The organism is Pseudomonas sp. FYR_7 (genome assembly GCF_043106155.1).
Taxonomy (GTDB): domain Bacteria; phylum Pseudomonadota; class Gammaproteobacteria; order Pseudomonadales; family Pseudomonadaceae; genus Aquipseudomonas; species Aquipseudomonas parafulva_B.
Genome location: NZ_JBICMI010000051.1, coordinates 51663 through 64522, shown reverse-complemented (window position 1 = coordinate 64522; position 12860 = coordinate 51663). Strand labels below are relative to the sequence as shown.

The window sequence follows — 12860 nt, the reverse complement described above, 5'->3', positions numbered from 1 at the left end:
ATGTCCCCTCTCGCCAGCGCCTTGCAACACTGCGACATGCTCTTGATAGACGGCCTTCACGCGTTCGATTTCACCTGCGACGAGCAGGGCCTTGCCATCGAATGCATGGACGGCCGCCAACTGCGCCGTTGGGTATTCACCGCCGCGCAGGTCGATGCAGCCAGTAAAGAAGTGAACGACTGGTGCATCTGCACTGCCGAAAGTGAGCACCGACTCATCTGTCTGGATGCATTTCGCGCCCCGGAAGAAGAAGACCATGAACCGGACCTGGAAGACCCTGCTAACCGCTAGTTGCATGACCCTGACCTACACTGCCCAGGCTACCACCTTGCTGGTTGGCACCTACACAGACGGTGCCAGCCAAGGCATCTACCGCTACGCCTTCGACAGCGAAGCCGGCACAATCCGCCCCGAGCCGCTGCAGGTGGTAGAGAGCGTCAGCCCCTCGTGGCTGGTGCTTTCCGAAGACAAGCGCCTGCTGTTTGCCGTCAATGAAACCGCAGACGGTCACGTCAGCGCATTCAACATTGCCAGTGATGGGAATGTACGCCTGCTCGATCAACTGTCTAGCCAGGGCGACGAGCCTACCCACGCCAGCCTTAGCCAGGACCAGCGTTACCTGTTCGTGGCCAACTACGCGGTCGATCCCGACCCAGGCGGCGGCCTTTCGGTGTTGCCGGTTGACAGGCAGGGTGCCTTGCAGCCGGTGATTCAGCAGGCGCGCCACCAGGCCAGCGGGGTCAACCCCGAGCGGCAGGCCAGCGCCCATGTCCATTCGGTGGTGCCGTCCCCGGACGGCCAGCATGTCTATGCCAGCGACCTGGGTGCTGACAAGGTGTTCGTCTACCGCTATGACGGGGCGAGCACGAACAAGCCACTGACCCCGTCACAGCCTGCCTCGGTTTCGTTGCCTGCGGGCAGTGGACCACGCCACTTGTTGTTCGACGCCAGCGGTAAGCATGCCTACCTGACCTTGGAGATGCATGCCGAAGTGGTGATGTTCGATGTCCGGGAGGGCGACCTGATCGAACGCCAGCGTCTGCCACTGACCGAGCGCCAGGAGGCGGCTGCCAAGGCGGGCGCGGGCTTGCACCTGTCGGCAGACGGTCGCTTTCTGTACGTCAGCAACCGCGGCACGGCCAACGAGATCGTCGTGTTCAGCGTCGGCAAGCAGGATGGACGGTTGGCGTTGGTGCAACGTCGGTCGGTCGAAGGTGACCACCCCCGTGAATTCGCGCTGGACCCCAGTGACAGGTTCCTGCTGGTCGCCAATCAGAAGAGCAACCAGATCAAAGTCATGCGCCGCGACCCGCTCACGGGCAAGCTGGGGGAAACGGTACAGACTTTCGATCAGCCGGCGCCGTCGGATCTGAAGTTCATGCGCTGACCTTCGCGTGCGATGACAGCTGTTGTCACTTGGCCATAATGGCTCTGAATAAGTCCGAGTCCAACCAGCCCTGCAGCCAGCCACGCACCCGCGGGTAGGGGGCTGTGGCAAACCAGTCGGGCTGGACCGCGGCGAACTGCCGGATCAGCGGCAACAGTGCGGCGTCGGCGATACTTGGGTGCTTGGCCAGAAGGTAGGGTCGGCCGTGAAGCAGGTGCTCCAGGCGTTCCAACCAGTGTTGCGCAGCTTCGCGGTAGTCGTGCTGTGAGTGCTGTGGATAGCGCTCGGCATACTTGTACAGGTTCACTTGGGCCTTGAAGGTGGTGTCGTTGACGGCAATCAGCGCTTCGGCTTGCTGCGCCGCTTCGGGCGAGCTCAACAGGCGCCAGTCTTGCGGGTCGTTCTGCGCCAGTGCCCAGCGCATGATATCCAGGCTTTCATCGAGCACCTGGTTCCCGGTGTCCAGCACCGGAACGGTGCCCTTGGGTGACAGCGCCAGCAGGGCGGCGGGCTTGTGTTTCATTGCCACCTCCTGCACGGTCACCTCACAGCCGGCATAGCGCAACGCGAGCCGGGCACGCATGGCCCAGGGGCAGCGGCGAAACGAATAGAGGATCAACCGCACACCTCGACGTCACTCAGGCCGTTGCCCAGACGCCGGACCTGAATTTGCACCGGTATGCGCTCGTGCATTTCCTGCACGTGGGAAATCACCGCGACCTTGCGACCCTGGGCCTGCAAGCCGTCCAACGCGTCCATGGCCAGTTGCAAGGACTCGGGGTCGAGGCTGCCGAAACCTTCGTCGATGAACAGCGACTCGATGCGCAACGTGCTCGATGCCATCGAGGCGAGCCCCAAGGCCAAAGCCAGGGAAACCAGGAAGGTCTCACCCCCTGACAGCGAGTGCACCGAGCGCAGTTCATCGCCCATTTCGGTGTCCAGTACCAGTAACCCCAGCGCACTGCCGCCGCGCTTGAGCCGATAGCGCCGCGCCAGTTGACGCAGCTGGGCATTGGCATGGTGCAACAGCAGATCGAGGTTGTAGCCTTGGGCGATCTTGCGGAACACATCGCCCGAGGCCGAGCCGATCAGGCCGCTGAGCCGAGCCCAGCGCTGCCACTGCTGACGGGCCTGCTCGATCTGCTCGGCCAGGGCCTGCGAGGCGTGCTGACGTCGCTGGTCATCGGCCTGTTGGGCCCGCAGTTCGGCGCAGGTCTGCTCGTGAACGACCAGACGCTCGCGCAGTTCGAGCAGCGCCTGGTCCACATCCTGGACCGAGGTGTCGAGCGTCATCAGCGCCGCGTGCTGGCGCAGGCGCTGCTCGCGCTCCTGAAGCAGCACACGGCTCTGCTCGAGGGCTTTTTCCGCGCCCTGCAGGCGCTGGCGCAGTTCACTGGCCTGGGTGTCGTCCATGGCCAGCAGGCGATCAAGCCCTGCATCGTCCAGCTCCGGGTGTGTGGCGCGCCACTGGGCGATCTGATCCTGCAGCTGCTCGGCTTCTTGCTCCAGCGCCTGCAACTGCTCGGTGCTGGCCTTCAGTTCACCGGCCACCTGCACAGCCTGGGTGTGCAGGCCTTGCAGGCGCTGGGCGAGGTCCGCTTCGACCGCGCGCGCTTGCTCCAGCGCGGCGTCCATGTGCTGTTGCCAGGCCTCGGCACTGACGTGCTCGCCCAGTAACTGCGCGAGCATGGCCTGGGCATGCTCGCGCTGCTCCTCCAGGGCTTTGAGCTGCTGGTCACGCTGGGCGAGGCTTTGCACACGCACCTGCTGTTGATCGTGCAGTTTGTCCAGCTGGACCTGGCGAGCTTGCTGTTCTTCCAGCTCATCCTTGCGCTGGTCGAGCTGTTGCAGGCGCTGGGCGATCTGTTGGTCAAGGGCAAGAAACGCGTTGGCCGGATCGTCTCGCAGCGCCTTGAGCGCTTCGTCGGGCAGGACCCCAGCCAAGTCCGCGAGCCCTTGCTGCAGGAGGCGCTCGTCGTTTTCCAGGGCCAGGTGCTGTTGCTCCAGGTGCCGCTGCGCTTGTTGGTGCGCATCCTGGGCGGCTTGCAGTTGCTGGTTGAGACGCGCGGCCTCTTTCTGCAGGCTGAGCAAAGCCCGCTGGCGCTTTTCGTCGTTGCCGATCTCTGTATCCAGGCGCCGTAATTGGCCGTCGAGCCAACTGCTACGGGCATGGTCGTCCTGGGGCGCCAGCGCAGGCCAGAGGGCATGCTCATGAAGCTGCGCAACCAAAGGCTGCAACTGCTCGTCCAGCGCCGGCAGTTGTTGCTGAAAGTCCTTGAGCTGAGCATTGACCACCCCTAGCTGGGTGCGCAGCTCGACCAGGCGCGTGTTGAGCGCTGCCACCTGACGCTGGGCAGCCTCTTCTTCGGCCTGGTCATGTTCGCCCAGGCTTTGCAGCAACACCTCGGGCTGATGGAACGGGTGTTCGGCGCTGCCGCACACAGGGCAGGGCTCGCCGTCGCGCAGTTGCTCGCGCAGGGCTTGAACCGTGGTGTTGCGGGCCAGCCGCTGGCGCTCCAGCAGTTGACGCGTCAGGTTCAGCGCCTGCTCGGCGCTTTCCAGTTCAGCCTTGGCGGCGGTGCCTTCGCCAATCAGGCGCTGGCGCTCGACCATGGCGTGCTGCTGGCGATCACGCAGGGTGGCCTGTTGCTGACTCAACTCGAGCACGCGGGCGTGTACACGCGTCAATTGCTCCACGGCGCGATGCTGCTTGCGGTTGTCCTGCAGCATGCTGCCGAGCAGGTCGATTTGTTCTGCCAGGGCGTTGGGCTGCGCCTTGGCTTCGCGGAACAGGGCGTCATGGGCGTCGCGCTCGGCCTGCAGGTGGGCAGTGGCCTGGCTGGCTTGAGCCTGCAGGCCGGGCAGTTCCTCGCGGCCTTTGCCCAGCCGGCCGCCGATCAGCATCACCTGCTTGAGCTGCGGCAGATAGGCATGCCACGCACCGGCCAGCCCGGCCAGGTGCTGGCTCTCGGCCAACGCCGTGTCGATCTGGGCCAGTTGCTGTTGACTGCGTTCTTGGCTGGCTTGCAGTTGCTGCAACTGCTGTTGGCCCTCAGCCACTTGATGTTCGGCCTGCTGGCTGTCGCTGCGCTGGACGGCCAGTTGCTGATCGAGGCGGGCCAGGTTGTCCTGGGCCGTATAGGCTTGGCGCAGCAGCGGGCCTGCCTCGCTATGGGCGGCCTGGGCGGCGGTCAATGCAAGATGTGCTGTTTCCAACGCCTGCTGCTGCTCGGCTGTCCGCTGTTGCAGCTCGGCGTGATGCCGGGTGTGTTCGGCAAGCCTGGCGATGATCGGCGCGCGCTGCGCCGCCAGTGCCTGCTGGCGGTGAAACTGATGGCGCTGCGGGGCAAGACGCTCCAGGCGCGCCAGGTCCAGGCGCGGCTCGGCCAAGGCTTGCCAGTCCTGCTCGGCAGCCTCCAGGGCAGTGCGGGCCTGCGCCTGCTGGGCTTGCAACTGGTCATGTTCGATCAACCCACTGCGCTGCTGCTCCAGCTGTCGCTCGCCAGCCTGGGCGGTTTTGAGCTCGCGTTGCGCTTGTTCCAGACGTTGGTCCAGGTCGGCGCGGGCATCCGCGGCCATGGGCAGCAGGTGGCTGGCTCGCTCTTTCAAGGCGGCATGCGCCTCGCCCGCCTCGCGTGCTCGGGCAAAGGCCCGTTGGCCCAGGCGCGAATAGATCGCGGTATTGGTCAGTTTTTCCAGCAGTTCGCTGCGTTCGCGGTCGTCGGCCTTGAGGAACGCCCCGAACTCGCTTTGCGCCAGCATCACGGCGCGGGTGAACTGTTCGAAGTTAAGGCCCAGGCGCGTCTCGATCAGCTGCTTGTATTCGTTCTTGCCGCTGCCCAGCACCTGCTCGCTGTCCAGGTCGTAGAAGCTCTGGCGGCTGAGCTGGAGCTTGCCGTTGGCCTTGTCGCGAGCACGGTTCGCCTCCCAGCGCGCCCGGTAGCGGCGCCCGTCGACGCCGACGAAATCCACCTCGGCAAAGCCACTGCCGGTACCGCGGCGCAACAGGTTGCGCGGGTCCGAAGTGGGGATCTCGCCATCGCCGTCCGGCACCTTGGCCTCACGGCCGATGTCATTCAGACGTGGCACCGTACCGAACAGCGCCAGGCACAGCGCGTCGAGCAGGGTGCTTTTACCCGCCCCGGTGGGGCCGGTGATGGCGAACAGACCCGCGCCTGCCAGGGGCTCCTGGGTGAAGTCGATATCGATCGGGCCCGCCAGCGATGCCAGGTTCTTCAGGCGAATGGCAAGAATCTTCATGGTTGCTCTTCTTCGTGCTGTACGTCCTGCAGCAGCAGGGCGAAATCGGCCAGCGTCTGCTCATCGGCAGGGTCCCCATAGGCTTGCGCCCAGGCACGGCTGAACAGGTCTTGCGGGGTCATCTGGGCCAATTCGACGAACGCCGGGCCTTCGTCGTCGGCCGTTCGGCCGGCGTACTCGGCACCGATGCGAATCAACCGCACGGCTTTGGCGTGCAGCGCGGTTTCGATCTGCTGGCGCAGGTCGGGCTGCGGCTCGTTCAATACAACGCGCACCTCCAGCCAAGGCTGGCGGTTGGGGTCATCGAGCAGGTCCACCACGGGCAGGTCGGCCAATTGCGTCAAGACCTCGTTCAGTGGGGCCGGCCCTATGCGTTGCAGCGGCACGGCACGCGGAACTGGGCGAGCCTCGACACTGGCCAGCGCCGCGCCGTCGAAAGTGACTTCCAGCACCTGGTGGGGGTAGTTGACCTCCGCGAACGACAACGGAATGGGCGACCCGCTGTAGCGGATACGGTCTTCGCGGTTGACCTTCTGGGGCTTGTGCAGGTGGCCCAGGGCGACGTAGCTGATGGCCTTGTCGAAGAGCTTGGCCGGCAATGCCTCGGCGTTGCCGATGATCAGGCTGCGCTCGGAGTCTTCGGAGACCGCACCGCCGGCCATGTGCGCATGGCTGATGGCGATCAGCGCTTGGTCCTTGCGCTGCCTGGCCTGGGCGGCGGCGATCAGTTGCTGGTGGACCCGCGTGATGCCTTGCAGGTAGTCGTCGCCCAGTTGCAGGCCGGTCACCTCCGCCGGCCGCAGGAACGGCAAGGCCAGGCACCAGGCGGTCACCTTGCCGCGCGCGTTGGTCAGCGGAATCAGCAGCCGCTCGACATCCAGTTGCCCATCGTCCAGCCAGTGCACGCGGCCCAGTGCATGGGTGCGCAGGCGGCGCATCAACGGCGCAGGCAGCTCGATGCGCGAGCCGGAGTCGTGGTTACCGGCGATCATCACGATATCCAGTTTCGGCTGCTGTTTGTGGGCCCTGACGATGAAATCGTACAATCGCTCCTGGGCTTTGACCGGCGGGTTGACGGTGTCGAAGACGTCGCCTGCGATCAACAGCGCATCAGGCTGGCGCAGGTGCAGTTGGCCGAGCAGCCAGTCGAGGAAGCAGGCGTGTTCGAAGTCGCGTTCCTGGCCATGGAGGCTTTGGCCCAGGTGCCAATCGGAAGTGTGAAACAGACGCATGGATGACCTGTGGGTATGAAGGTGCACGGGCGGGCAAGGGCGTTATGGTACCCCATGGACGCGGCCCTGTGCGGGCTGGTAAAGCCGGTCAGTACGCGGCGCGACGCCGGTCGACGATGTGCGGCGCTACCGGCTCACTTGGGGTACAGCGGTGGCAGGCTGCCGCTCTCGCCAGTGGGCAGCAGCACCTGTTCGGCCGGTGGAATGGTGCCGATCGCCCGCCACAGGTCTTCGCCTTGCCAGTGCTGGCCGCTTTCGCTGTACAGCGCACCGTTCAATCCATCCAGGGCGTCGGACAAGGGCACGAAGCGCGCTGCCATTTCGGCCAGGGTCTGCGGTTGTTGCCGCGCCCAGGCATCCAGGGCCTGGCGCGTGGCCTGGGGGTCGTTGGCCAGGCAGGCACGCTTGAGGTCGTCCAGCAGGGTCCGAGGGCTGGGCCCTGTCTGTGCCGCACGCAGCACCGCTGGCTGCGAACGGGCGCGCCACCACAGGGTGAAGCCCAGTAGCGTGGTCAACGCAAGCACAAGGGTCGCCACCTGCCAAGGCCACAGCAGCATGCTGCTGCCATTGCCCACCACCGGAGTCTCGGCCACCAGGGCGGGGTTGTCCTGCACGGTGATCGAGCGTGCAGGCAGGCCACTGTGCTCGAGGTGATCTTCGCGTGTGTTCCACCAGGTCACTTCCAGCGCAGGTAAGGCCAGCGGGCCGCTGTGGGTAGGGATGAGCGCCTCGCGTTCCTCGCGGGTGGCTGTCATGCCCCGTTCGCTGATCTCGTTGCGCAACAACGGCTGGTCGGGGTAGCGGCGCAGGCCGTTGGCCTCGGTGGGCGGCACTGGCGGCAACTGAGCGCTGGACAGGCCTTCGGCGCGCAGGGTGACGGTGCGGGTCAACGAGTCGCCGATCTGGGTCTGCTGAGCGGCAGGATCGGGGCTCCAGCGTTCCTCCAAGGTCAGGCTACGCGCGGGCAGCCAGGGCAGTCCGGCTGGCCACTGGGCCGGGACGGGCCGTACCGTCAGGCGCAGCGGCAGTGAGCTGACCTGTATCTGGCGGCCGGCACGTCCAGCGCCGTTGCCGTTCTGCTCGGCCTGGCTGCTGGCCGCAGCCGTGGCGGTGAAGGTCAGTGAAGGAATGTCCAGGGTGCCGCTTTGCTGGGCATAGACCGCATAGCGCGTTTCGATCACGCCATGGCGCACACCCTGGATTTCCTTTTCGTAGGTGCGCGATTCGCCCAAGGGCTCGACCTTGGCGTTGTCCAGTTGCAGCGGGCTGAGGCTGCTGTCGTCATACAGCGCCACCGAATGGTAGATGCGCAGGGTCAGTACAGCCTGGGCCTGCACGTAGACATCGGTGCTGTCCAGGGTTGCCTCGATGAATACCTGGGCGTTGTCCTCGCGGTTGGCATCGGCTTGCAGCACTTGCAGGTCCACCGGCTGGCTGAACGACTGCCCCAGTTGCAGAGCAGGAATCTGCAGGCTGCCGCTGCGCCGGGGCAGGAGCGTGATGATCCAGCGGGTGCTGGCGCGGGTTTCGCCATCGAGGGTGTGCAAGCTATTCAGCTGCCGGGTGCTGCGCACCTCGAAGTCGCCTTCCAGGGCTCGCAGGTCAGGCTTGCCGAACTCGGTCACATCCTGGCTTTCGAGGGTCAGCTCCAGGCTCTCGCCGGCTTCCAGGCGGGTACGGTCGACACTGGCCTTGAGCGACGGCTCGGCATGAGCCAGCAGGTTCCAGAGCAGCATGAGGAGAAAGACGCCGCAGCGACTCATCGTGGGGTTTCCTGTTGCAATTGCTGTTCGTACCAGAATTTGCGCCGGAGCAACTGCGCGGGATTGTCGGGGATTTCTCGTAGCCATTGTTCAAGCGCCTGGCGTTGCTCGGCATCCAGCGCGGTGGTGACAGGCGTGTGGGGTGGTTCGACCACATCGTCATCCTCGCCTGGCGGGTTGCCAGGTGCACCCTGGTCACTGCCGTCGCCTTGCGCCGAGGCGCCGTCCCCCGCCTGCTCGTCGGAACCGGGCGCAGGCTCTGCCGGGCTGCCTTGTGCGCTGCTGTTCCCCTCGGTTTCACGACCTGGCGAACCCTGGGCTTCGGTGCTGGCGGGCTGTTCGGCAGCTTTGCCCTGGCGCTGGGCCAGCATTTGCTCGACCAGGGCCTGATTGTCCAGCGCCGCCTGCAAGTCCGGCTGACGCTCCAGGGCTTGATCATACGCGTCCAGCGCTGCTTCCAGTTCACCACTGTACGCCAGGGCATTGCCGCGATTGTAGTGGGCGGCGGCGGTGTCCACCTGCAGAAAGGCCTCGGCGGCGCCGGCATAGTCGCCCGCCTGGTACAAGGCCATGCCCCGCCATTGGGGGTCACGGAAGCGGCCGGCGGCTTCGGCGGCTCGACCCTGTTCGAGCAGGCGCTGGCCTTGCTGGTCGGGGCGCAGCCACAGATCCTCGAGTTCGAACGCCTGGCCGGGCTGGGGCAGGGCGAGCAACAGGGGCAGGCAGAATAGCCAACCCCGCCGACCGGCACAGGCTGCCAGCAACAGCAATGGAATCAGCAGCCAGTACCCCTGGTCGGCCCAGCTGTCCAGTTGCAAGGTCTGGCCCTCGCTGCGTGTGCTGCGCGGGTTGTCGAACAGCCCGAGGCCGCGCAGGTCCAGGTCATCGATGCGGGCATGCCGGTAGCGCCCGCCGGTGCCGTTGATGAAGCCTCTAAGGGCTGCACTGTCCAGCCTGGGCAACAGGATCGCGCCCTGGTCATCCTTGAGAAATTCGCCGTTGGCCTGGCGCACTGGCGCCCCGTCACGGCTGCCGATGCCCAGCATCAGCAGGCTCGGACCATGGCGACCCAGTGCCTGGCTGATGCCTTGGCGCTCGGCGGCGCTGAGCGAGGACCCGACCAGCAGCAATCGCCCCTGGCCAAGGCCGCTCTGGGCGAGCAGCGCCAAGCCCTTGTGCACGGCAAGGTCTGCCCGTTGGCCGGGCTTGGGCATGATCGAGGGGGCGAGCGCTTCGAGCAGGTTGCGGGTGGTGGCCAGGTCATCGGACAGCGGCACCAGGGTATGCGCCGACCCCGCGTAGACCACCAGTGCGGTCTGGCTGTCACGGCGGTGCTCAAGTACGTCGAGGACCTTGCGGCGCGCCTGCTCAAGGCGATTGGGCGGACTGTCCTCGGCCAGCATCTGCGGGGTCAGTTCCAGCAGAATGACCAGAGGGTCGGCAGGCCGCTGGTGGTTTTCCTCCACGCGTTGCCAACTCGGGCCCAGCAGGGCCAGCACCACCAGCAGCCAGGCCAGGCCCAGGGCTATCCAGGGTAGCTTGCTGGTGGCGCCGCTGCCGCCACCGAGCAGCACGTTGTGGAAGGCCGGGGGCAGGATCATTTGCCAACGCCCGGCGCGCCTGCGCCGGTGCCATAGCTTGAACAGCAACCAGCCGAGCACGGGCACGCTCAACAACCACAGCGGGCGTAGCCATTGGGGCCACAGATCAATCATCGCGGCCTCCTCAGGCGCAGGCGTTTGAGGCGCTGCCGCCATTGTGGGTGCGGTTGCAGAAAGCGCGGCTTGCGCAGCTGGCGCTGCAGCGGGTTGTCCGGCCACTGCACGCTGATCACCAGCAGCACGCTCAGCAGCAGCGCCAGGGCCAGCGGCCAGGCATACAGGGCCTTGGCGGTACGCGCCTGGGTCGGCTGTTGCGCCACAGGTTCCAGCCGGTCCAGCGTGTCGCCAATGGCGTCGAGTTCGGCGCCATCATGGGCGCGGAAATATGCGCCTTCGGTGGTCTCGGCGATTTCGCGCAAGGACGCTTCATCCAGGTCCAGGCTGGGGTTCAGGCCCAGCAGGCCAGGGGTGCCGGTGGCTTGCGGGTCGGCGCCAATGCCGATGGTGTAGATGCGCACGCTCTCCTGAGCGGCCAGACGGGCGGCGGTGAGGGGGTGGATCAGCCCGCCATTGTTGGCCCCGTCGGTGATCAGCACCAGTACCCGGCTCTGCGAGGGCCGCTGGCGCAGCCGCTTGACGGCCAGGCCGATGGCGTCGCCGATGGCGGTGTTCTTGCCGGCGATGCCGATCTGGGCTTCATCGAGAAAGGTGCGCACCGTGCGCCGGTCGAAGGTCAGCGGGGCCTGCAGGTAGGCCTGGCTGCCGAACAGGATCAGCCCCACTCGGTCACCTTCACGGTCCTGCAAAAAGTCGCCCAGCAGGGCCTTCACCAGGTCGAGCCGGCTGATGTCCTCGCCTTGCCACTGCATGTCCGGGAAGTCCATCGAGCCAGACACGTCCACCGCCACCAGTAGATCGCGCCCACTGGCTGCCACCGGCATCGGCTCGCCCAGCCATTGGGGGCGAGCGGCGGCGCACAGCAACAGCAGCCAGATCACGACGAACGGGGCCTGCTGGCGCCAGGTTGGCAGGTTCAGACGGGCGCGGCGCCCCGCCAGGCTCTCGAGCTCGTGCAGGAAGCCGACTTTCAGCACGGGCTCGCCACTGTCGGCGGCAGGCAGGACGAGCCGTGCCAGCCAAGGCAGGGGCAGCAAGGCGAATATCCACGGCCAGGCCAGTTCAAACATGCTTGCGAATCCAGGTTTCCACCGCCTGGCTGAGCCCGGCGATGGCCTTGTCGTCCAGGCGGCATTCGGGTTTGTAGGCCCCTTCGACCAACACCATCCAGCGGGTCAGGCCTGCCGCCGGGCAGCGGTTGTCAAGAAACGCCAGCCACTGCCGGCCATTGAGCGTGTGGCTGTTGGCCAAGGGGTAGTGACTGCGACACAGCCGTTTGAGCAGGGCGTTGATCTGCTGCAGCCAGGCGCCGGCAGGCGCTTTGTCATAAGGGCGGGGCAGGCGCGCCAGTTCCTCGAGGGCGGCCACGCGCACCGGGTCCAGCGGCTGCTCGGTGCGGGGTACGGGCCGTTTGCGGGGGCGCCAGTGACGCACGCGCCACAGGCCCCAGGCCAGCACGGGCACCAACGCCAGCAACAGCCACCAGCCAGGCGCCGGCGGCCATGGGCTGATCGGCGGGGGCGCGATCAATGGCTGCAACTGGTCAAGCGGGTTCATGAGGCGTTGCCCAGGCGTTGTGCGCTCAGGTAATCGCGCAATTGCTCGATCATCTCGCTTTGCGTGGTCAGGGGCATCAGCAGCACCCTGAGCTTTTGCGCCATCAATTCCCAGCGCTCGATGCGCGCCTCGGCCTGTTGCCGGTAGGCCTGGCGCAGCCCTTCGTCCAGCGTGTCCAGTTCCAGCTGCGCACCCCGTTGCGCGAACCTCAGCAAGCCGGCTGCCGGCAGGGCGTGGTCCAGTGGGTCCGATACCGGCATCAGCAACAGGTCGCAGTGACGGGAGAGCATGGCCAGGTGCTGTTCGCACTGGGGCGTCAACGAGCGCTCATCGCAAATCACGATGGCCAGGCTGCCAGGCCTCAATACTTCCCGCGCCCTGCGCAGCGCAAGGCCGAGGCTATCGGTCTGGGCCACGCCTTCGGTGTGCAGCGACTGGTTGACCTTGGCCAGGCGATTGAGCAGTTGCAGCAGGCTTTGCTTGCTGCGCCTGGGTTTGATCTCGTGGGGATCGTTGTCACCGAACACCAGCCCCCCGATCCGGTCGTTGTGCCCCAGCGCGGCCCAGCCGAACAGGGCAGCTGCCTGAGCCGCCAGTACCGACTTGAACACCAGCCCGGAGCCGAAGAACAGCCGCTGGCTCTGCTCAACGAGAATGAAGATCGGCCGCTCGCGTTCTTCGTGGAACAGCTTGGTGTGGGGCTCTTGGGTACGGGCAGTGACCCGCCAGTCGATATTGCGCACATCGTCACCGGCCTGGTACACCCGCACCTGATCGAAGTCCACACCCCGGCCCCGCAACTTGGAATGGTGCAGGCCCACCAGCGGGCTGCGTTGGCCGGGGTTGGAGAACAGTTGGATTTCGCGCACGCGGTGGCGCATGTCGATGAGTTCGGCAAGGGTGATGCGAATGCCGGGTTCGATCAGCGGGGCGCTGGACATGG

General features: G+C 66.0%; 10 protein-coding genes. 2 read left to right on the top strand and 8 right to left on the bottom strand.

The features are described from left to right. Both ACF8R3_RS13130 and ACF8R3_RS13125 read left to right on the top strand, forming a co-directional pair. Positions 1 to 291: a DUF5629 family protein gene (locus ACF8R3_RS13130; RefSeq protein ID WP_392515699.1), complete on the top strand. Its 291-nt coding sequence runs from the start codon at positions 1 to 3 to the stop codon at positions 289 to 291. Beyond that, the gene (locus tag ACF8R3_RS13125; protein WP_392515698.1) at positions 257 to 1387 is read left to right on the top strand and encodes a lactonase family protein; all 1131 of its coding nucleotides are present in this window, start codon (positions 257 to 259) and stop codon (positions 1385 to 1387) included. The genes ACF8R3_RS13130 and ACF8R3_RS13125 overlap by 35 nt, the downstream gene beginning before the upstream one ends. A 25-nt stretch (positions 1388 to 1412) precedes the next feature. Here the strand turns inward: ACF8R3_RS13125 and ACF8R3_RS13120 are convergent, their stop codons facing one another. The 8 genes from ACF8R3_RS13120 to ACF8R3_RS13085 form a co-directional block, all read right to left on the bottom strand. Further along, a complete protein-coding gene (locus ACF8R3_RS13120; RefSeq protein ID WP_145256388.1) occupies positions 1413 to 2006 on the bottom strand; it encodes a glutathione S-transferase in 594 nt (197 codons plus the stop codon). Beyond that, positions 2003 to 5647, bottom strand: coding sequence for an AAA family ATPase (locus ACF8R3_RS13115; RefSeq protein ID WP_392515697.1), 3645 nt, complete (start codon positions 5645 to 5647; stop codon positions 2003 to 2005). Before ACF8R3_RS13115 ends, ACF8R3_RS13120 begins: the two co-directional genes overlap by 4 nt. Beyond that, positions 5644 to 6879 (bottom strand): exonuclease SbcCD subunit D C-terminal domain-containing protein, encoded by a 1236-nt coding sequence (locus tag ACF8R3_RS13110; protein WP_392515696.1) that lies wholly within the window; start codon positions 6877 to 6879, stop codon positions 5644 to 5646. The genes ACF8R3_RS13115 and ACF8R3_RS13110 overlap by 4 nt, the downstream gene beginning before the upstream one ends. 134 nt (positions 6880 to 7013) lie before the next feature. Continuing rightward, positions 7014 to 8642 (bottom strand): BatD family protein, encoded by a 1629-nt coding sequence (locus ACF8R3_RS13105; RefSeq protein ID WP_078478240.1) that lies wholly within the window; start codon positions 8640 to 8642, stop codon positions 7014 to 7016. Further along, the gene (locus ACF8R3_RS13100) at positions 8639 to 10357 is read right to left on the bottom strand and encodes a tetratricopeptide repeat protein (RefSeq protein ID WP_392515695.1); all 1719 of its coding nucleotides are present in this window, start codon (positions 10355 to 10357) and stop codon (positions 8639 to 8641) included. The genes ACF8R3_RS13105 and ACF8R3_RS13100 overlap by 4 nt, the downstream gene beginning before the upstream one ends. Further along, positions 10354 to 11430, bottom strand: a complete 1077-nt coding sequence (locus ACF8R3_RS13095; RefSeq protein WP_392515694.1) for a vWA domain-containing protein — start codon at positions 11428 to 11430, stop codon at positions 10354 to 10356. Before ACF8R3_RS13095 ends, ACF8R3_RS13100 begins: the two co-directional genes overlap by 4 nt. Beyond that, on the bottom strand, positions 11423 to 11917 hold the full coding sequence (locus ACF8R3_RS13090; RefSeq protein ID WP_058637649.1) for a DUF4381 domain-containing protein: 495 nt from the start codon (positions 11915 to 11917) through the stop codon (positions 11423 to 11425). Before ACF8R3_RS13090 ends, ACF8R3_RS13095 begins: the two co-directional genes overlap by 8 nt. After that, a complete protein-coding gene (locus ACF8R3_RS13085) occupies positions 11914 to 12858 on the bottom strand; it encodes a DUF58 domain-containing protein (protein WP_392515693.1) in 945 nt (314 codons plus the stop codon). Before ACF8R3_RS13085 ends, ACF8R3_RS13090 begins: the two co-directional genes overlap by 4 nt. Between the last annotated feature and the right edge of the window lie 2 nt (positions 12859 to 12860).

Bases quoted from the DNA above. Each gene is read 5' to 3' on its own strand.
- ACF8R3_RS13130 (WP_392515699.1), top strand. From the start codon at position 1: ATGTCCCCTCTCGCCAGCGCCTTGCAACACTGCGACATGCTCTTGATA.
- ACF8R3_RS13125 (WP_392515698.1), top strand. From the start codon at position 257: ATGAACCGGACCTGGAAGACCCTGCTAACCGCTAGTTGCATGACCCTG.
- ACF8R3_RS13115 (WP_392515697.1), bottom strand. From the start codon at position 5,647: ATGAAGATTCTTGCCATTCGCCTGAAGAACCTGGCATCGCTGGCGGGC.
- ACF8R3_RS13110 (WP_392515696.1), bottom strand. From the start codon at position 6,879: ATGCGTCTGTTTCACACTTCCGATTGGCACCTGGGCCAAAGCCTCCAT.
- ACF8R3_RS13105 (WP_078478240.1), bottom strand. From the start codon at position 8,642: ATGAGTCGCTGCGGCGTCTTTCTCCTCATGCTGCTCTGGAACCTGCTG.
- ACF8R3_RS13100 (WP_392515695.1), bottom strand. From the start codon at position 10,357: ATGATTGATCTGTGGCCCCAATGGCTACGCCCGCTGTGGTTGTTGAGC.
- ACF8R3_RS13095 (WP_392515694.1), bottom strand. From the start codon at position 11,430: ATGTTTGAACTGGCCTGGCCGTGGATATTCGCCTTGCTGCCCCTGCCT.
- ACF8R3_RS13090 (WP_058637649.1), bottom strand. From the start codon at position 11,917: ATGAACCCGCTTGACCAGTTGCAGCCATTGATCGCGCCCCCGCCGATC.
- ACF8R3_RS13085 (WP_392515693.1), bottom strand. From the start codon at position 12,858: ATGTCCAGCGCCCCGCTGATCGAACCCGGCATTCGCATCACCCTTGCC.